Genomic DNA, 18,774 nt, shown 5'->3' with positions numbered 1-18,774 from the left:
CCGCAGCCTCTCCGTATTCCATTGGTGCCTCTGGAATACTGGGCGCCCGGTCAAGCCGGGCGATGACAGAGCGAGTGGCAACAGCGCGGCTAAATCTTCAGCTCTGTCCCCGTCACCCGCCGATACGCTTCCAGATACCGCTTGCTGGTTGCATCCACCACGCTCGCCGGCAGCGGCGGCGGCGGGGCGTCGCCGTTCCAGCGGCCGGCGCGACGCTCGACGTCGAGATAGTCGCGCAGCGGCTGCTTGTCGAAACTCGCCTGCGGCTGGCCGGGCTTGTAGGCATCGACCGCCCAGAAGCGCGACGAATCCGGCGTCATGACTTCGTCGATCAGGATGATGCGGCCGTCCTTGTCGCGGCCGAACTCGAACTTGGTGTCGGCGATGATGATGCCCTGCTCGCGCGCCAACTCCTCGCCGAGCGTGTAGATCGCCCGCGTCATGATCTCGAGCGTGTAGGCGACCTCGTCGCCGACGACCTCGCGCATCTTGGCGATGGTGATGTTCTCGTCATGGCCGGTCTCGGCCTTGGTCGCCGGGCTGAAGATCGACGGCTCGAGCTTCTCGCTCTCGACGAGGCCGGCTTTCAGCTTTTCGCCGGCCAGCGTGCCGGAGCCAGCATATTCCTTCCAGGCCGAGCCCGAGAGATAGCCGCGGATCACGCATTCGATCGGAAACACGGTGGTGCGGCGGGACAGCATCGAGCGGCCGAGAATCTCGCCGCGATGCGGTTTCAGCGCCGGCACGGCTGCGATGATCTCGTCGGTGTCGGCGCTGATCATGTGATGCGGCACCACGCCTTCGAGCTTGTTGAACCAGAACGCGCTGATCTGGGTCAGCACCGCGCCCTTCATCGGGATGGTCTCGCCCATCACGACGTCGAAGGCGCTGATGCGGTCGGTGGTGAGGAGCAGCAGGCGGTCGTCGTCGACGGCGTAGATATCGCGCACCTTGCCGCGCCCGATCTTGGTCAGGGGCAGGTCGCTGGAGAGCATCGTGGTCATCGCAAGGCTTTCGTAGACTTGGCTTTCGGGCAGAAGGCTTCAAGACAGGACATCCGGCCGCGCCTGATGGCACGGCCGAAAACCGGATTAGCCTATTCCGGCAGCGGAATGAACTCATGTTCCTGCGGAACCGCGGCGAAGCGGCCGGTTTTCCAGTCCTGCTTGGCCTGCTCGATCCGCTCCTTGCTGGAGGAGACGAAATTCCACCAGATGTGGCGCGGGCCTTCCAAAGCATCGCCGCCGAGAAACATCATCCGCGTCGCCTTGAGCGCCTTCACCGTGATGCGGTCGCCGGGGCGGAAGATCAGGAGCCGCGGCCCTTCGTAACGTTCGTTCGCGATCTCGACCTCGCCCTCGACGATGTAGATCGCGCGCTCCTCATGGTCAGGGTCGAGCGGCACGGTTGCGCGGGCGACCGCCGTAACCTCGGTGTAGAACCAGGGCGAGACCATTTTCACCGGTGAGGTGATGCCGAAGGTGGATCCGGCGATCACCCGCGCGGTAAAATCGCGCTCGGAGATCATCGGCAGATCGCCCGCCGCATAATGCTGGAACGAGGGATCGATCTCTTCGGAGCCGGCCGGCAGCGCGATCCAGCTTTGCAGGCCGAGCATCTGCTGGCCCGAGGCGCGCTGCGCATCCGGCGTGCGCTCGGAATGCGCGATGCCGCGCCCGGCCGTCATCAAGTTCATTGCGCCGGGCGCGATCTCCTGCACGTTGCCCTCGCTGTCGCGATGCATGATGGACCCGTCGAACAGATAGGTGACGGTGGCAAGCCCGATATGCGGATGGGGCCGCACGTCCATGCCCTTGCCGGAGACGAACTGCACCGGGCCGAAATGATCGAAGAAGATGAACGGCCCGACCATCTGCCGCTTCCCATGCGGCAGCGCGCGCCGCACTGCGAATCCGTCGCCGAGATCGCGGGTGCGCGGCACGATGACGAGATCGAGCGCGTCGCAGGACATGGGATCGCCGAGCACGGGATCGTTGGAGGGCTGCCAGCTCATGGTGGACTCCTTCTAAATTTCTTGGGCCGATCGTAGCAGGATTTTGCATTGTCGTCGCGACAAAGGCCGATCTCATGCTCCGCTGTCATGCCCCGCTCCGCTGTCATGCTCCGCGAAGGCGGGGCATCCAGTACGCCGCAGCCCATCGGTTCAATCACTGCCGTCTCGGCGTACTGGATCGCCCGGGCGATGACAGCGGAGAATGAGACGCCGCTAACCCTGCTGCACGGATGGTCCTTGAAAAAGCCGGCGCAACGAACGATGTTCGGCTGATTGCAACCGCGACCGATCGCATCGCCCGATGACATTTGCCGCAACGGAACTTGCCCTGCGTGCCGCGACCGTGGCCCTGCTGCTGATGCTGGCGGCCTCGCTATTGCGCGACTTCCGCCATAGCGTGGCGGGACGCCTCACCATCGCGCTGGCGCTGGGGACGATCGCGCACGCCGTCACCTCGGAGATCGGCTCGACCGCGCCGGTTTCGATATGGCGTGCGCCGCTGATCGCGCTGTCGACTGGCGATGCCGTGGTGCTGTGGCTGTTCACGCGCGCGTTGCTCGACGATTCATTCGTGCCGCGCTGGTGGCACGCGCTGATCTGGGCGGCGGTCTCGGCCTACAGTTTTGTCAGTTGCCTGTGGATCGCCCCGGCGGTCCACGGCCGGCCGGCTATTATCGCGGTCAATCTGCTGGCGCTTTGCTTTATCGTGCTGGCGATAGCCCAGACCATGACCTCCTGGTCGGCCGATCTGGTCGAGCGCCGGCGTAATTTGCGGGTTTTCATCGTCAGCGCAGCCTTGCTCTATGGCGGCGTCAATGTGCTGCTGCAGATATCGATATGGGGCAGGGATAACGCCGCGATCGCCAATGTCGCGAACGCGGTCGTTCTCGCCGGTATCGTCGCCGCGATCTGCTATGCGATGATGCAGGTCAATGCCGCGGATCTGTTTCCGGCGCCCGTCGAAGCCGCGGCAAACCTTCCCGCCCCGACCGCCGTTGCCGGGGATTCCAGCGCGGATCAGAAACTGGTCGATGCGCTGATGCGGCTGATGGCCGACGAGCGCATCTATCGCCACGACAATATCAGCATCGGCACGCTCGCCACAAAGCTCGGAATCCCCGAATACCGGCTGCGGCGGCTGATCAACCAGCGGCTGGGCTACCGCAACTTCAATGTCTTTCTCAACAACCACCGGATCGAGGAAGCCAAGGCGGCGTTGGCCGATCCGTCGCAGGCCGAAGTTCCCGTCATCACCATCGCGATGGATGCCGGCTTCCAGTCGCTCGGCCCCTTCAACCGCGCCTTCAAGGCGGTGACCGGCGTGACGCCGACGGAATATCGGCGGCTCAACGCCGACGCGGTCTAGATTTTTTAGGCTATTGAAATCACAGGATAATTTTGGAATCGGCTAACCCCGATCAGTTTCGACGAGGCGGATTTCCAAATCCGGCGAGCGTGGATCGCTCGCATCCGGCTTCCTCTCGGCATACGCCCCGAAGCCGGAGAAAGCCCGTGACCCGCCGCCGCAAGATCATCCTCCTCACCACCGCCATCGCCTGTGCCGGTCTCGCGCTCGGCGTAGCGCGGGCCCGCGATGTGCCGAAGGTTGCCACCGGATTCATCGCCGACACGCTCTGCGCGGAGACGTTCGTCTCCGGCCTCGATCCCAGCCGCAACCTCGCCGAGACCACCGATGCGATGCCGGGCGTGGGCCTCCTGACCTGGGCGATGGATTTTCAGGTCGATCGCGCCCGCAAGGATGTCACGGTGACGCTGTTCGGCATTGGCCGCAGCCATGCGGTCTATCGCGAGGGGCTCGGCTGTACGCTCGAGCACGGCGCCGCGTTTGCTGACGTGGCGTTGCCATCCGATGACAAGCAGCCCGCGTTGCTCCCCGAGATCGCCGGCCCGGGGCTCGTGCCGCCGCAAAGCGAGGGACTGTCCGCCGCGCTCGACCGTGCCTTCACCGAGCCCGCGCGGCCGCCCTATCGGCGCACCCGCGCGATCGTCGTCATGAAGGCCGGCCGCATCATCGCCGAGCGCTATGCCGATGGCGTCGGGCCGGAGACGCAGCTGCTCGGCTTCTCCATGACGAAGTCGGTGATGTCGGCGCTGACAGGCATTCTCGTGCGCCAGGGCAAGTTGAAGCTCGACGGGCCGGCGCCAATTGCCGCCTGGCAAAATCCTGATGATCCGCGTCATGCCATCACCGTCGATCAGTTGCTGCGTCACACCGCAGGCATCGCGCTCGGAAGCTCGTTGCAGGCCTCGCTCGGCTCCGCGCTCGAGCCGGTCAATGTCATGAAATTCGCCGAGGACGACATGGCCGCCTATGCCGAAACCGTGCCGCTCGCGACCGCGCCGGGCACGGTGTGGAATTATCACGACGGCAACACCATCATGCTCGCGCATCTGATCCGCAATGCCGCCGGCGGCAAACCCGAGGATGCACTGCGCTTTGCGCACCGCGAGTTGTTCGCGCCGCTCGGCATGCGCCACGTCACGCTCCAGCTCGACGGCGCCGGCACGATCGAGGGCTCCAGCAAGATGCTCGCATCTGCGCGCGACTGGGCGCGCTTCGGCCAGCTCTATCTCAATGACGGAATCGCCGGCGGCAAGCGCATCCTGCCCGAAGGCTGGGTGAATTATTCGGCGACAGCGACGCCAAATGCCTGGGTCGGCATCGGCGCCGGCTTCTGGACCAACCAGGGCGACAGCTTTGGCGCAAAATTTCGCGTCGACCACGGCTGGCCGCGCGACGCCTTCTTCGCCAAGGGCACGATCGGCCAGTACACGATCATCATCCCGTCAGAGCGCCTGGTGATCGTGCGCCTCGGCCGCTCACCAAACGTGCCGCCGCAGGCCGATGGCGTATTCGATCTTGTCCGAGATGTCGTTGCGACAACGCACGAGAAGGGGAAGCTCGCGGGGGCGAATTAAGCGGCTACTGGCGCCCCAGCTCCGTCGCATTCGCCACGCGATCGAACCGCTCCAGCGTCATGATCGCATCGGCGAACTTGTCGGCCCGCGCGTTCAGCACGGGCCGCGCCAGCGTCAGAAATTTCTGCTGCATCGCCTGCGCATCTGGGAACGAGGTCGGCTCGCCCGAGGGATCAGCATAGAGTCGCTCATGCACGCCATCATCGGTGGTGATGCTGACGCGGGCGCCGAACGGGTGGGTGCGGCCGACCTCGAGCCGGTCATCCTGGACGACGTCGAATTTGTCGGCGAGCGCGTCGATCGCGGCGTCGCCCAAGCGGTTGTAGTCGTCCCAGCCGAACGAGCCCTGGTCGAGCGCGAGCGCACCGGTGAAGAACATCGAGAACTGGCCGCCGACGATCGAGGTCGGATGCCGCTTGGTGGCGGCATCGCCGGTCAGCGTGATGCCGTTGCGGTGCAACCCGATCTCGACGCGCTTGATCTGGTCGGGCGTCAGATTGTGCTCGCGCCGCATCGCGATCAGCGCATCGATCGCGGCATGGGTGTAGCGGCAGCTCGGATAAGGCTTCACGCCGATCTTCATGGTCTCGTAGGTCTTGCCGAGCCCGGCCACCGCCTTGTCGGGATGGGGGTCGTCGGTGTACCCGGTGAGCAGGCCGTGCTTGCCCTCGACAGATTCCGTCGCGCCGACGAAATCGTTGCGCGCCAGCGTCGCGGCGATCACGCCGTTCATCGCGGCGGCGCCGACCTGATAACGCTTGTTCCAGGCACCGTTCATCAGAAATTGCAGCGAGCCCGCGGCCTGGCTGCCGGCGACGCCGAAGGCGGCGATGATCTGCGTCTCGGACAGACCGAACAGTTTTGCCGCCGCCGCGGCCGCGCCATAGGTGCCGGCGGTCGCGGTCGGATGGAAGCCGCGCGCATAATGCGAGGTCGGATCGAGCGCGTTGCCGAGCCGGCAGCAGACCTCATAGCCCGCGACGATCGCGGTCAGCACGTCGCGCCCGGAGGCACTGACCATCTCGCCGACGGCAAACGCAGCCGGAACCACCGGCGCGCTCGGATGCAGCGAGGAATCCGCGTGCGTATCGTCGAAATCGAGGGAATGGCCGAGCGCCCCGTTGAGCAGGGCGGCCACCGCCGGTGTCCAGGTCTTGGCATCGCCGAACACGGTGGAGTCGCCCTTGGTGTCGAGCGCGAGCGCTTCCAGCATCTTCAGGATCGACGGGGTCGATTCCGCCTCACGCCGCGCCCGGATGGCGCTGCCGAGGAAATCCAGCGTCAGCACCTTGGCGCGATCCAGCACCTCCGCCGGAATATCGGCGAATTTCAGGTTGGCGACATAGGCGGCGAGCGTTGCGGTTTCGTGAGCCATCGTGTTTCCTCGTTTTGGCCGGCAAATTAGGCGGGGTGATTTTGCCTTTCAAGCGGCCCTGGGGCCGCGGGCATCAGCTATGCTTTTGGCCGGTTACGAGGACTGGACCAGGACGATTGACGATGGCACTCGCAAGACAGCTGTTCGACCGGGTCTGGTCGCGAAAAACGCAATTGGGGCTGGCGGTTCGGGTCACGGTGGCGGCTACCGGGGCCTATGCACTTGCTACCGCTCTGCACCTGTTGTTGCCGCTCTGGGCGGTCCTCACCTCCATCATCGTGACCCAGATGAGTGTCGGGCGCTCGCTCAAAGCGACGCGCGACTACATGCTCGGCACGATAGGCGGCGCGATCTATGGTGGCGCGATCGCAATCCTGATTCCCTATTCCGGCGAACTGGGTCTTCTGGGCTTGCTGGTGCTAGCCGTCGCGCCGCTTGCCTTTGTCGCTGCGATCTATCCGAACCTGAGCTCTGCAACGGTGACGGCCGTGATCGTGCTCGTGCTTCCGAGCATGCATCATGCCGATCCCATGGCCTCGGCGATCGACCGCGTCAGCGAGGTCTCCGTCGGCGCCATCACCGGGCTCTTGGTCTCGTTCCTGGTGCTGCCGTCGCGCGCGGTGCGGCAGATCCGCGCCAGCGCGGCGAAGCTGCTCGAGCTGATCGCGGAGGCGTTTTCCGAACTGCTCGCCGGCCTCACCCGCGGCCGCGACAACGATGCGCTGCACCGGATCCAGGACGGCATCGGCACTGCCATGGTGGGCATGAATGCGATCGGTGCGGAGGCCGAGCGCGAGCGTTCAGCGCGGCTGTCGAGCGGTCCCGACACCGGTCCGCTGCTGCGCACGATTCTGCGGCTGCGCCACGACGTCGTGATGATCGGCCGCGCCACCGTGGTGCCGCTGCCGGTCGAGGTGCAGGTCAGGCTCGCCGGCCCGCTGGCGGAAGTCAGCGCGGCGATCCTGCGCTTCCTCAAATCCGCGGCCGAAGCCTTGCGCGAGGGCGGCGGCGCGCCGCCGATCCATCCCGTGCACGTCGCGCTTCAGCACTATTCCGAGGCGGTCGCGGCGGTGCGCCAGGATGGATTGATCCGCGGCCATCCCGGCGACACCGCGGAGCGCTTCTTCGCGCTCGGCTTCTCGCTGGAGCAGATGCACCAGAATCTCTGCGATCTCGACCGCGTTGTCGGCGAATGGTCGGAGGCCGTAGCCGACAAGTCTGTGCGCGTGGCGGAGTAACGCAGGGCGTGTACTCGGATAAACTGGCCTCCGACAGCACGTCCCACACATTCGGCAACGTCCAGTGCCCGCAAGAGACGGAAACGAGCTTAACGAAGAAAGGTGAGAGCATGCTAGGGAACGCGAAGGTGGCAACCCGGCTTCCGGCCAAAGACCTGAACCGCGCGCGAGCGTTTTACTCCGAGAAACTTGGACTGGAGCCGGTTGAAGAGCGTGCGGGCGGACTCCGCTATGTCTGCGCCGGCGGCGAGTTTGCGCTATTCGTCTCAGCCGGAATGCAATCCGGCACGCACACGCAGATGGGTTGGGAGGTCGAGGATATCGAGGCAACCGTGCGTGAGCTTCGCGCCCGGGGAGTCAAGTTCGAGGAGTACGACCTGCCCGGCTTAAAGACGGTCGACGGAATTGCGGACATTGCCGGGAATTATCCCAGCAAGGGCATTGGTGAGCGAGGCGTCTGGTTCCGCGATAGCGAAGGCAACTTGCTGGGGATCGGGCAGCCGGTGCGGACTTGACGGACGATCGCGTCGCCTGTGCGGAAGTTCATGCTCGTCATCGCGCCGGCTCCGCGATGTCTCCCATCATGCTGCGGGCCACGAGCTTGTGGAACGGTACGATCAGCGTGAGATAGGCGCGCCCGAGCAGATTGTTGGTCCGCACCAACGTCGTCAATGTCACCCGCCGGTCCGCCGCGTCGCCGGCGACGTCAACCACGACGCGGAAATCGAGATGGTAGTCGTCAAAACCGGCGATCAGCCGCTCCGGTGTTTCGCTCAGCACTGGAAACAGCCCGATCATCCCGTGCGGAGCCGGAGCACCTTCGCCCGATGTCTTCAGTCCCAAGGGTTTCACCAGGATGTTGCGCAAGCGCGTCAGCGCATCGATCCAGCGTGGCCCGTGCAGCATCATTCGGGTGCAGGCCTCGCGGGCACTCAATTGCGTCGTGCCGACCTTCACACGAAACGCGTCGATGAACTGGGCGCCTGATAGCACCGTGCCGGCATCGACATCAGGGGTGATTTCGCGAACGGGTCCTGTCATCCCGACAGTCTGCGCGTCAGCATCCGGAAGCGCAAGATCAATAGGCCGGCATAGACGAACGATCCGATCGATAGTCCGGTCCAGACGCCGACAGCGCCGAGGCCGGCGTGGAAAGCCAGCGCCCAGGCAATGGGGAAGCCGACGCACCAATAGCCGATCGCCGCGAACGCCAGTGTCATCCTTGTGTCATTGATGCCGCGCAGCGCACCGCCCATGATGGTCTGCAGTGCATCGGCGATGAAGAAGGTTGCGCCGACCAGCAAAAGTGCTGCGGTCAGCTCGACGGTCGGCGCGCTGGCCTCGCTGCGGCCGAAGAACAGCCGCCCGAGCTCATAGCGGCCGAGGATGATGGCAACCGTCAGGCCTGCGACGAACGCGATCCCGAGCACCGCTGCGACGAGGCCCGCGCGCCGGACGCCGGCCGGCTCGTTACGGCCGAAGGCATGGCCGACCCGCACCGTCGCGGCCATGCCGATGCCGAGCGGGACCATGAACAGAACGGCCGTGACCTGGAGCGCGATCTGGTGCGCGGCCAACGCGGTGGTCGAGATCAGCCCCATCAACAGCGCGGCCGAAGAGAACAGACCGTATTCCAGCAGGAGCGAGAACGAGATCGGCGCGCCGATCGCGATCAGCTGCCGCATCAAGGGCCAGTCGATCCGCCACAGATGGGCCAGCGGATGATAGTCGGCGAACGGCTTGCGCCACGCCGCGATGACGAGCGCGGCGATGAAGGTGCCGAGATTGACGAGCGTCGTCGCCAGCCCCGCGCCGAACAGACCGAGCTCCGGCAGGCCGAACAGGCCATGAATCAGGCAGTAGACCAGCGCGAAATTCGCCGGGATCGCCGCGAGCGTGATCCACAGCGGCGCGGCCGGTTCACGGCGCTCATCATGCTGCGCAGCGCGATGAAGCCGAGTGCCGGCGCGATGCCCCAGGCGAGGCCGTTCAGGTAGCGTTGCGCGAGCGCGGCCGAATGCGGCGCCTGCCCGAGCGCCATCAGTATGTGCTCGCCGTAGAGCGGCGAGGCCATCATCGGCAGCGAGATCAGCAGCGCGACCCACAGGCCGACGCGCAAGGAAAGGCGGATGCGTCTGACGTCGCCGGCGCCGAACGCTTGGGCCGCCAGCGGCGACACCGCAGCCATCAATCCAAGCCCGAAGGTGAAGCTGACGAAATAGACGGTGTGCGCAAGTGCCGCAGCGGCGACCGCATCCTCGCCGAGCCTTCCGATCAGGACGAGATCGCTCGTGATCATCGCGATCTGCCCGAGCTGCGTCAGCATCATCGGCACGGCCAGCCGCAGCGTCTCGACGAACTCTTGCGCGAGATGGCTTTGCGGCACGCCGGTTTGCGGCGGCGGATGAGGTTGGACAGTGTCGAGCATGGCGGCGTCAATAGCACGGCCGCACGTCGAAAACATGGCTCTCGTGTCCTCGACGCGGCGCAGCGCGCAGAATCGTAGAGTGGGCAAAGGCGCACTTGCGCCGTGCCCACCATCTACCCAACTCCGCAACAAAAGCGGTGGGCACGCGGAGCCTGTCATCGGGCGCGCATTCGCGCGACCCGGTGGCTTTGCCCACCCTACGATACTGTGGTCGCGGAGAGATGCCCCGCTAAGCGCGCCACCTTCCCCCACAAGGGGAGAAGGAAGGAAAGAACCTCACCCCTTCCGTTCCGGCACGCGCCGGATCTTCGCACCCAGTGCGTTGAGCCTTTCGTCGATACGCTCATAGCCACGCTCGATCTGGTCGGCGTTGTTGATGGTGGAGGTGCCCTCGGCGCAGACCGCGGCGAGCAGCATCGCCATGCCGGCGCGGATGTCGGGCGAGCTCAGCGTCGCGCCATGCAGCCGGCTGGGGCCTGCGATGATGGCGCGATGCGGATCGCACAGCACGATGCGCGCGCCCATCCCGATCAGCTTGTCGACGAAGAACATCCGCGATTCGAACATCTTCTCGAACATCAGGATCACGCCTTCGCACTGCGTGGCGGTGACGATCGCGATCGACATCAGATCGGCCGGGAAGGCCGGCCAGGGCTGGTCCTCCAGCTTCGGCACGTGGCCGCCAAAGTCATCCTGGATCTTCAGCGTCTGGTTCGACGGCACGATGAGGTCGTCGCCCTCGACGCGGCAGACGATGCCGAGCCGCTCGAAACCCATGCGGATCGAGCGCAGATGCTCGACGCCGGCGCGCACGACGCGCAAGGGCGAGCGCGTCACGGCGGAAAGGCCGATCAGCGAGCCGACCTCGATATGGTCGGGCTGAATCCTGTAGGTCGTTTCCCCCAGCGTCGCCGGTCCATGCACGATCATGGTGTTGGTGCCGATGCCCTCGATCTTCGCACCGAGCGCGACCAGGAAATTGGCGAGGTCCTGCACATGCGGCTCGGAGGCCACGTTGCGTAGATGGGTGACGCCGTCGGCGGCAACCGCCGCGACCAGCGCGTTCTCGGTCGCAGTGACGCTCGGCTCGTCCAGGAACACGTCGGCACCGGTGAGTTTTGGCGCACGGAATTCGAGGCGGTCGGTTGCCGTGACTTTGGCTCCTAACTGCTCCAGCGCGAGCACATGGGTGTCGAGCCGGCGCCGGCCGATGACGTCGCCGCCGGGCGGCGGCAGCATCACCTCGCCGCAACGCGCGAGCAGAGGGCCCGCGAGCAGGATCGAGGCGCGGATGCGGACGCAGAGCTCGGGATCGAGATCGGCGGCGCGAATGCTCTTGGCGTGGATGTGAAGCGTGTTGCGGGCGGTCCATTCGGCCGACGCGCCGACCGAGCGGATCAGCTCGACCAGCGTCTCGGTGTCGCGGATCCGCGGCACGTTCTCCAGCGTCACCGGATGCTCGGTGAGCAGCGCGGCCGCGATGATCGGCAGCGCCGAGTTCTTGTTGCCGGCCGGCTCAATCGAGCCCGAGAGCCGCTGACCGCCCTCGACGATGTATTGGATGGGCGCCACTGAGATTTCTCGCTGTCTTTGGTGTGGGGGCGGGGCTGCTTTGGAGGCGGAAACTACCGAGAATTGGGCGCGGTAGCAATTCGGGCTTGCTGGCTGCCACGAAGGAGGTGCGCTCCCTCCCTCGCTTGCGGGGGAGGGCTGGGGAGAGGGTCTCTCCGCAGTGGGATTATCGAAATCTACGGCGAATATCCCCGCGAGAAGAAAGCCCTCACCCGCCGCGCTCTGCGAGCGCGGCGGCCTCTCCCGCAAGCGGGAGAGGCGCAGCAAGCCTCAGATATCGATCGTCGCGCTGAGCGAATGTTCTTGGATGAAGTCGCGGCGCGGCTCGACGACGTCGCCCATCAGCTTGGTGAAGATGTCGTCGGCCTCGTCGACCTCCTTGACCTTCACCTGGAGCAGTGAGCGCGCATTGACATCCAGCGTCGTCTCCCAGAGCTGTTCCGGGTTCATCTCGCCCAGCCCTTTGTAGCGCTGTAGCGCAACGCCCTTGCGGCCCGCGTCGGTGACGGCCTCGAACAAATCAACCGGCCCGTAGACCATGTGCTCCACGTCCTTGCGCCGCAGATTGCCGGGGCGGGCATAAACGTCCTGGAGCTTCACCGTGTACTCGTCGAGCTTGCGGGCTTCGACCGAACCCAGGAAAGCGTCGTCGATCAAGGCGACTTCCTTGACGCCGCGCACCGTGCGCTCGAACAGGAAGCCCTGACCTTCCACGTACTGACCGCCCCAGCCGCGCTCGACCTCCTCGGCCTGGTTGTCCAGCCGACCGGCGATGTATTGCGCCGCTGCTGCGGCCTTCCCAGGATCGCCGTAGATCGCCTTGTTGAGCACGCCGGTGATGGCGGCCTGCTCGATCACCTTGCGATTGTAGCGGCTGTGGAGGTTGCGCAGGATGCTGCGGACGACGCGGGCGTCGTCGACCAGTGAACGCAAATCGCGGCCGGTGCGATCGCCGCCGTTGCCGGGAATGAACACGCAGTCGTCGAGCCCGGTGTCGATCAGATAGTCTTCCAGCGCCCGCTCGTCCTTCAGATACTGCTCGGACTTGCCACGGTTGACCTTATAAAGCGGCGGCTGCGCGATATAGAGATAGCCGCCGTCGATGATGTCGCGCATCTGCCTGTAGAAGAATGTCAGCAGCAGCGTGCGGATGTGGGCGCCGTCGACGTCGGCGTCCGTCATCACGATGATCTTGTGATAGCGCAGCTTCTCGATCGAGAACTCGTCGCTGATGCCGGTGCCGAGCGCGGTGATCAGCGTGCCGATCTGCTCGCTTCCCAGCATCTTGTCGGGGCGCACGCGTTCCACGTTGAGGATCTTGCCGCGCAGCGGCAGCACCGCCTGGAATTCGCGGTTGCGGCCCTGCTTGGCGCTGCCGCCTGCCGAGTCACCCTCGACGATGAAGAGTTCGGACTTGGCCGGATCCTTTTCCTGGCAGTCGGCGAGCTTGCCGGGCAGCGAGGAGACCGACAGCGGGCTCTTGCGCGTGAGCTCGCGCGCTTTTCGCGCCGCTTCGCGGGCGGCGGCGGCCTGGATCACCTTGCCGACGATCATCTTGGCTTCCGAGGGATGCTCCTCGAACCAGGCCTGGAGCGCCTCGTTGAGGACGTTCTCGACCACGGGGCGCACTTCCGAGGACACCAGCTTGTCCTTGGTCTGCGACGAGAATTTCGGGTCGGGCACCTTCACCGAGAGTACGGCGGTGAGGCCTTCACGGCAGTCGTCGCCGGTCAGCGCGATCTTTTCCCTTTTCGCATTAGCCTCGGCATAGCCGTTGACCTGGCGTGTCAGCGCGCCCCGGAAGCCGGCGAGATGGGTGCCGCCGTCACGCTGCGGGATGTTGTTGGTGAAGCACAGCACGTTCTCATGGTAGCTGTCGTTCCACCACAATGCGGCCTCGACGCCGATGCCATTGGCCTCTGCGCGCACCATGATCGGTGCCGGCACGATCGCCTTTTTGTTGCGGTCGAGATATTTGACGAATTCCTCGACGCCGCCGGAATAGTGCATCTCCTCGCGCTTCTCGACCGCATGACGCATGTCGGAGAGCGCGATGTTGACGCCGGAATTGAGGAAGGCAAGCTCGCGCAGCCGGTGCTCCAGCGTGGCGAAATCATACTCGATGTTCTTGAAGGTTTCGGTCGAGGCCTGGAACGTCACCTCGGTGCCGCGCCGGCCCGGCGCATCGCCGACGACCTTCAGCGGTGCAACGGCATCGCCATGGGCGAACTCGATGTAGTGCTCCTTGTCATCGCGCCAGATGCGCAAGCCCAGCTTGCTCGACAGCGCGTTGACGACGGAGACGCCGACGCCGTGCAGGCCGCCGGAAACCTTGTAGGAGTTCTGGTCGAATTTTCCGCCGGCATGGAGCTGGGTCATGATGACCTCGGCCGCCGAAATGCCTTCGCCCTTGTGGATGTCGACCGGAATGCCGCGGCCGTCGTCGCGCACGGTGACGGAATTGTCGGCGTTGAGCACGACGTCGACGCGCGAGGCGTGGCCCGCCAGCGCTTCGTCGATCGCGTTGTCGACGACCTCGTAGACCATGTGGTGCAGGCCCGAGCCGTCATCGGTGTCGCCGATATACATGCCCGGACGCTTGCGGACGGCATCGAGCCCCTTGAGCACGCGGATCGATTCCGCCCCGTAATCGCTCGGATTTGAGGGCTCGTTTTCGGCAGGCGTCTGCCGAGCAGGTTCTGTCATGAGAGGCCTTCGAGATGTCGTCCGAATCAGCCGCGCAAAAGGCGCTGATTGGATGCTATTTGTGCCATGAAAGAGGGGTTGCGCCTAGCGCAAAGTGTCCTCTAGCAACCCTTTGAGCAGATAGGGTTTTTTGGCCGGTTTTCAAGCCGCGCGAAGGCCGGTTTTGGAGCTCGCGAAAAGCCCGATTCGAGGGGTGTTTTCAGGCTCCAAAGGCGTGGATTTTGCGGGGGCGGGCAAGGCGTTCCGGAGCGCTGTTTCGGAAGAGTGCGAGGCCGCACACGGACAGCCGCCATCGTGCCGAGACTTTCGCCCCGTGCCTTACCGTCGTCATGGTCTCTCTCCAAGGATGTCGCGCGTTTCGATTGCGCGATTGCAACGGCTGCGACACCGCCGGCGCGGCCTCATTGAGCTAGTCGCGACCTGAACAAGGCAGGTTCAATGACGACGCCTAGCGTCGGGCGGAAACGCGTCCGCTCTCGACGTCAAACACCTCGCCGCCGGCGCCGATCTCGGCAAAGGCGGCCGGGTCCGCGCCGGTCAGCCACACCTGCGCGCCGAGCTTGCGCAGCTCGTCGAACAGCGCGGCGCGGCGGTTCGGGTCGAGATGGGCGACGACCTCGTCGAGCAAGAGCAGCGGCACGATGCCGGTCATCTCGGCGACCAGCGTTGCATGCGCCAGCACCAGCCCGATCAGCAGCGCCTTCTGCTCGCCGGTCGAGGCGTCGCGCGCCGGCATGCTCTTCGGCGCGTAAATCACCTGGAGATCGGTGAGATGCGGGCCGTCGGTGGTGCGGCCGGCGATGGCGTCGCGAGGGCGGTTGTCACGCAGGATCTGGCGGTAGCGATCCTCGACCGACGTCGCGGTCTCGGTCAGCAACGCATTCTCCATCCAGCCGTCGAGCGCAATTTGAGCGGAGGGAAATGCGGATTGCTGTGCGCGCGCGTTGAGCATGCCGGTCAGGCGTGCCGCGGTCTGGCCGCGCGTTGCGGCGACCGCGACCGCGAGCTCGGCGGTCTCGCGTTCGATCGCGTCACACCAATGGTCGTCGTAATTGCGCGTCTCGAGCAGGCGATTGCGCGACCGCAGCGAACGTTCGAGCGCGTTGATGCGGCTGGAATGCTCGCTGTCGAGCGCGAGCACCAGGCGGTCGAAGAAGCGCCGCCGCTCGGAAGCCGCGCCCATGAACAGCCCGTCCATCGCCGGCGTCAGCCACACCATGCGGATATGGTCGCCGAAAGCGGCCGCCGAATTCACCGGCTCGCGGTCGATGCGGACGCGCCGGCTGACCGGGCTATCTGCGCCCGGCGGCTCGATGCCGGTGCCGAGCGTGGCAAGTCCCAGCGCGCCCTCGACCTGCGCCGACACGGCCCAGGAACCATCGCCCTGGTTGTCGGCGACGTCCTCGAGCGTGGCGCGCCTCAAGCCCCGCCCCGGCGATAGGAACGAGATCGCCTCGATGCAATTGGTCTTGCCCGCCCCGTTCGGCCCGACCAGCGCCACCATGTCAGCCGTCGTCTCGAGCCCCGCCGCCCGATAATTGCGAAAATGCGTCAGCGTCAGGCGATGAATGCGGGAGGGGGTCATCAGTTCTTCGTCATGGGCGCGCGTTAGCGGCGCCGCTCTTCGGACGGCTATGCCCGGCCATGACAGATGTAGTCAATGCGTGGAGAGGCCGGTAGCCCCTCACACCCGCATCGGCATCAGCACATACAGCGCGCTCTTGTCGTCGCGGTCTTGCACCAGGGTCGGCGAGCCGGGGTCGGCGAGCTTCAGCGTGGCGACGTCGCCTTCGATCTGGGCGGCGATGTCGAGCAAATAGCGGGAGTTGAAGCCGATATCGAGCGCGTCGGAGGCGTATTCGACCTCGATCTCTTCGGTGGCGCTGCCGGAGTCCGGATTGGTTACCGACAGCACCAGCTTGCCCGGCGACAGCGACAATTTCACCGCGCGGCCGCGCTCGCTCGAGATCGTCGAGACGCGGTCGACCGCGTTCTCGAAATCCTTCTTGTCGACCACGAGCTCCTTGTCGTTGCCTTGCGGAATGACGCGGCCGTAATCGGGGAAGGTGCCGTCGATCAGCTTCGAGGTCAGCACCACATTGCCGATGGTGAAGCGGATTTTTGCCTGCGACAGCTCGATCGTGACCTCGGCCTCGTTGTCCTCGATCAGGCGCTGCACCTCGCCGACGGTCTTGCGCGGCACGATCACGCCCGGCATGCCCTCGGCGCCCTTGGGCTGGACCAGGTCGAGCTGGGCGAGGCGGTGGCCGTCGGTGGCGACGCCGCGCAAGGTCGCGGCTGTCGCCGTGCCGGCGGCGTGAAGATAGATGCCGTTGAGATAATAGCGCGTCTCTTCGGTCGAGATCGCGAACTGGGTGCGGTCGATCAGCCGCTTGACGTCCTTGGCGGCGAGGTTGAACGCGTGCGACAGATCGCCGGTGGCGAGATCCGGGAAATCGTTCTCCGGCAGGGTCTGCAGCGTGAAGCGCGAGCGGCCGGCGCGGATCGCCAGCACGGCGCGGTCGCCGTCGGCTTCCAGCACGATCTGCGAGCCGTCCGGCAGCTTGCGCACGATGTCGTAGAACATGTGCGCCGGCACGGTGGTGGAGCCGGCCGTGGCGGTTTCCGCCGCCAGCGTCTCTGTCACCTCGAGGTCGAGGTCGGTCGCCTTCAGCGACAATTTCGCGTTCTCGGCGCGGACCAGCACGTTGCCCAGGATCGGAATCGTGTTGCGGCGCTCGACCACGCGGTGGACATGGCCCAGCGATTTCAGGAGTTGCGCGCGTTCGACCGTAACCTTCATTGCACTACTCGCCCGATCCCCAAGAGAACACATCGTTGAGAGAGCCGGGCGGCGGGAAGCGCGCCACGGCACCGAAGACCCCGAAAGACCGGATCATCCAGCCGATATGACCAAAGCCGTCAGGGTCGCGCAAGGTGGCGCGGAAAGCCATCCGTTTCAAGGGATTGAGCGCTGGTTCCCCACGATTTACAGCCAGAAATCCAGGCCGCCCGTCCGGGCAAACGAAGACCGCCGCCCAGGGCATGGCCCGGGCGGCGGGAGGTGGGAGAGGGAACGCCTAGGCGTTTATTCCTGCAGCTGGCGCTTGAGCGACTCGACCTCCTCGGACAGCGCATTGTCCTTGGAAACCAGTGCCTCGATCTTGCGCACGGCGTGCAGCACCGTGGTGTGGTCGCGGCCACCGAAGCGGCGGCCGATTTCGGGGAGCGAGCGCAAGGTCAGCGTCTTGGCGAGGTACATCGCCACCTGGCGTGGACGCACCACATTGGCGGTCCGGCGCGAGGACAGGAGGTCGGAGCGGCTGACATTATACTGCCGTGCCACCACGCGCTGGATGTCCTCGATCTTGATCCGCTTCGGCTCCTGCGGCCGGATCAGGTCGCGCACCTCGTGCTCCGCCATTTCCAGCGTCACCGGCCGGTTGTTGAGCTTGGAATGCGCCAGCAGACGGTTGATCGCGCCTTCGAGGTCGCGGCCGTTATGGGTGATGGCGCGGGCCAGATAGGTCAGCACCTCCTCCGGCACCTCGAAGGTCGCATGATGGGTGCGGGCGGCTGCGACGCGCGACTTGAGAATGCCGTGGCGCAGCTCTTCGCCGAGCGAGCCCATCTCGACCACGAGGCCGCCAGCGAGGCGCGAGCGGACGCGATCATCCAGGCTTTCGAGATCGGATGGCGGACGGTCGGCCGCGATCACGACCTGGCGGCCGGCATCGATCAGCGCGTTGAGCGTGTGACAGAACTCGGCCTGCGTCGACTTGCCCTGCAGGAACTGGAGATCGTCGATGACGAGCACGTCGATGCCGCGCAGCGCTTCCTTGAAGGCGAGCGCCGTCTGCGTCTTCAGCGCGGCGACGAAGCCGTACATGAATTTTTCCGCGGTGAGATAAAGCACCTTGCGCTCATTGCCGGAATTGCCGGCCCAGGTCACCGCCTGGAGCAGATGTGTCTTGCCGAGGCCGACGCCGGCATGGATGTAGAGCGGGTTGAACATCACGGGGTCGCCGCGGCGACCTTCGGCGACCTGACGCGCGGCGGCATGCGCCAGCGTGTTGGAGCGGCCGACGACGAAGCTCGCAAAGGTCAGGCGCGGATCGAGCGGCGAGCCGCCGAGCGCATCATGATTGGCCGAGACCGGCGCGGTCGCGGTCGAGCGCAGCTCGGGCGCCGGCGCGCGGCGCGTCTCGACCTGTGCCGGGGCTTCCTTCGGCTGCACCACCGGGCGCACCGCAGAGCGAACGGTGAGGTCGATGCGATGCACTTCCGGCATCTCGGCCTGCCAGCACGACAGCACGCGCTCGGCATAATGGGCCTGGATCCAGCTCTTCAGGAAGCGGGTCGGCACCGAGAGCCGCACGCTCTCATCCTGCACGCCTTCGAGATCCATGCGCGCAAACCAGCTCGTATAGACGTCTTCGCCAACGTTCGAGCGCAGCCGACTCTTCACGCGTGACCAGCGATCCTGTTCCGATGTCGTCAT

The 18,774-nt window shown here is 65.5% G+C and carries 13 protein-coding genes and 1 pseudogene; 4 read left to right on the top strand and 10 right to left on the bottom strand.

The genetic code is table 11. From position 1 onward, the window contains the following. Positions 1 to 89: 89 nt before the first annotated feature. A complete protein-coding gene (locus JJC00_RS00070) occupies positions 90 to 1,004 on the bottom strand; it encodes a phosphoribosylaminoimidazolesuccinocarboxamide synthase (protein ID WP_200470765.1) in 915 nt (304 codons plus the stop codon). 92 nt (positions 1,005 to 1,096) lie between these two features. Further along, the gene (locus tag JJC00_RS00065) at positions 1,097 to 2,014 is read right to left on the bottom strand and encodes a pirin family protein (protein WP_200470764.1); all 918 of its coding nucleotides are present in this window, start codon (positions 2,012 to 2,014) and stop codon (positions 1,097 to 1,099) included. 301 nt (positions 2,015 to 2,315) lie between these two features. On the opposite strand from JJC00_RS00065, the gene JJC00_RS00060 reads away from it, so the two are divergent. Further along, positions 2,316 to 3,380, top strand: a complete 1,065-nt coding sequence (locus JJC00_RS00060; protein ID WP_200470763.1) for an AraC family transcriptional regulator — start codon at positions 2,316 to 2,318, stop codon at positions 3,378 to 3,380. Between the two features lie 146 nt (positions 3,381 to 3,526). Beyond that, complete coding sequence (locus tag JJC00_RS00055) at positions 3,527 to 4,954, top strand: serine hydrolase domain-containing protein (protein WP_200470762.1); 1,428 nt, start codon at positions 3,527 to 3,529, stop codon at positions 4,952 to 4,954. Positions 4,955 to 4,958: 4 nt separating this feature from the next. Here JJC00_RS00055 and JJC00_RS00050 read toward each other — a convergent pair whose 3' ends face one another. Continuing rightward, the gene (locus JJC00_RS00050; protein ID WP_200470761.1) at positions 4,959 to 6,329 is read right to left on the bottom strand and encodes an MmgE/PrpD family protein; all 1,371 of its coding nucleotides are present in this window, start codon (positions 6,327 to 6,329) and stop codon (positions 4,959 to 4,961) included. Between the two features lie 122 nt (positions 6,330 to 6,451). On the opposite strand from JJC00_RS00050, the gene JJC00_RS00045 reads away from it, so the two are divergent. Both JJC00_RS00045 and JJC00_RS00040 read left to right on the top strand, forming a co-directional pair. Beyond that, positions 6,452 to 7,567, top strand: coding sequence for an FUSC family protein (locus tag JJC00_RS00045; protein ID WP_200470760.1), 1,116 nt, complete (start codon positions 6,452 to 6,454; stop codon positions 7,565 to 7,567). A gap of 128 nt (positions 7,568 to 7,695) precedes the next feature. Then, on the top strand, positions 7,696 to 8,082 hold the full coding sequence (locus JJC00_RS00040) for a VOC family protein (RefSeq protein WP_246774052.1): 387 nt from the start codon (positions 7,696 to 7,698) through the stop codon (positions 8,080 to 8,082). 37 nt (positions 8,083 to 8,119) lie between these two features. Here JJC00_RS00040 and JJC00_RS00035 read toward each other — a convergent pair whose 3' ends face one another. From JJC00_RS00035 to dnaA, 7 genes and pseudogenes are all read right to left on the bottom strand, one after another. Beyond that, the gene (locus JJC00_RS00035; RefSeq protein ID WP_200470759.1) at positions 8,120 to 8,608 is read right to left on the bottom strand and encodes a DUF2867 domain-containing protein; all 489 of its coding nucleotides are present in this window, start codon (positions 8,606 to 8,608) and stop codon (positions 8,120 to 8,122) included. Further along, a pseudogene (locus JJC00_RS00030) lies at positions 8,605 to 9,995 on the bottom strand (MATE family efflux transporter). The gene JJC00_RS00035 and the pseudogene JJC00_RS00030 overlap by 4 nt, the downstream one beginning before the upstream one ends. Positions 9,996 to 10,271: 276 nt before the next feature. Continuing rightward, the gene (murA, locus tag JJC00_RS00025; protein WP_200470758.1) at positions 10,272 to 11,567 is read right to left on the bottom strand and encodes a UDP-N-acetylglucosamine 1-carboxyvinyltransferase; all 1,296 of its coding nucleotides are present in this window, start codon (positions 11,565 to 11,567) and stop codon (positions 10,272 to 10,274) included. Positions 11,568 to 11,837: 270 nt separating this feature from the next. After that, a complete protein-coding gene (gene gyrB / locus JJC00_RS00020; protein ID WP_200470757.1) occupies positions 11,838 to 14,273 on the bottom strand; it encodes a DNA topoisomerase (ATP-hydrolyzing) subunit B in 2,436 nt (811 codons plus the stop codon). A gap of 448 nt (positions 14,274 to 14,721) precedes the next feature. Further along, the gene (gene recF, locus JJC00_RS00015) at positions 14,722 to 15,858 is read right to left on the bottom strand and encodes a DNA replication/repair protein RecF (protein WP_200470756.1); all 1,137 of its coding nucleotides are present in this window, start codon (positions 15,856 to 15,858) and stop codon (positions 14,722 to 14,724) included. Positions 15,859 to 15,957: 99 nt separating this feature from the next. Further along, positions 15,958 to 17,076, bottom strand: a complete 1,119-nt coding sequence (gene dnaN / locus JJC00_RS00010) for a DNA polymerase III subunit beta (RefSeq protein ID WP_200470755.1) — start codon at positions 17,074 to 17,076, stop codon at positions 15,958 to 15,960. 285 nt (positions 17,077 to 17,361) lie between these two features. After that, entirely contained in the window at positions 17,362 to 18,774 is a 1,413-nt protein-coding gene (gene dnaA / locus JJC00_RS00005) for a chromosomal replication initiator protein DnaA (protein ID WP_200470754.1), read from the bottom strand.

Origin of the sequence: Bradyrhizobium diazoefficiens (assembly GCF_016616885.1) — a bacterium.
Classification (GTDB): domain Bacteria; phylum Pseudomonadota; class Alphaproteobacteria; order Rhizobiales; family Xanthobacteraceae; genus Bradyrhizobium; species Bradyrhizobium diazoefficiens_F.
Note: the sequence above shows the minus strand (reverse complement) of the source record. Positions and strands in the feature narration are given on the sequence as shown.

Excerpts from the sequence above, each read along its gene's own strand:
- JJC00_RS00070 (WP_200470765.1), bottom strand. The coding sequence starts at position 1,004 with ATGACCACGATGCTCTCCAGCGACCTGCCCCTGACCAAGATCGGGCGC.
- JJC00_RS00065 (WP_200470764.1), bottom strand. The coding sequence starts at position 2,014 with ATGAGCTGGCAGCCCTCCAACGATCCCGTGCTCGGCGATCCCATGTCC.
- JJC00_RS00060 (WP_200470763.1), top strand. The coding sequence starts at position 2,316 with ATGACATTTGCCGCAACGGAACTTGCCCTGCGTGCCGCGACCGTGGCC.
- JJC00_RS00050 (WP_200470761.1), bottom strand. The coding sequence starts at position 6,329 with ATGGCTCACGAAACCGCAACGCTCGCCGCCTATGTCGCCAACCTGAAA.
- JJC00_RS00045 (WP_200470760.1), top strand. The coding sequence starts at position 6,452 with ATGGCACTCGCAAGACAGCTGTTCGACCGGGTCTGGTCGCGAAAAACG.
- JJC00_RS00035 (WP_200470759.1), bottom strand. The coding sequence starts at position 8,608 with ATGACAGGACCCGTTCGCGAAATCACCCCTGATGTCGATGCCGGCACG.
- gyrB (WP_200470757.1), bottom strand. The coding sequence starts at position 14,273 with ATGACAGAACCTGCTCGGCAGACGCCTGCCGAAAACGAGCCCTCAAAT.
- recF (WP_200470756.1), bottom strand. The coding sequence starts at position 15,858 with ATGACCCCCTCCCGCATTCATCGCCTGACGCTGACGCATTTTCGCAAT.
- dnaN (WP_200470755.1), bottom strand. The coding sequence starts at position 17,076 with ATGAAGGTTACGGTCGAACGCGCGCAACTCCTGAAATCGCTGGGCCAT.
- dnaA (WP_200470754.1), bottom strand. The coding sequence starts at position 18,774 with ATGACGACATCGGAACAGGATCGCTGGTCACGCGTGAAGAGTCGGCTG.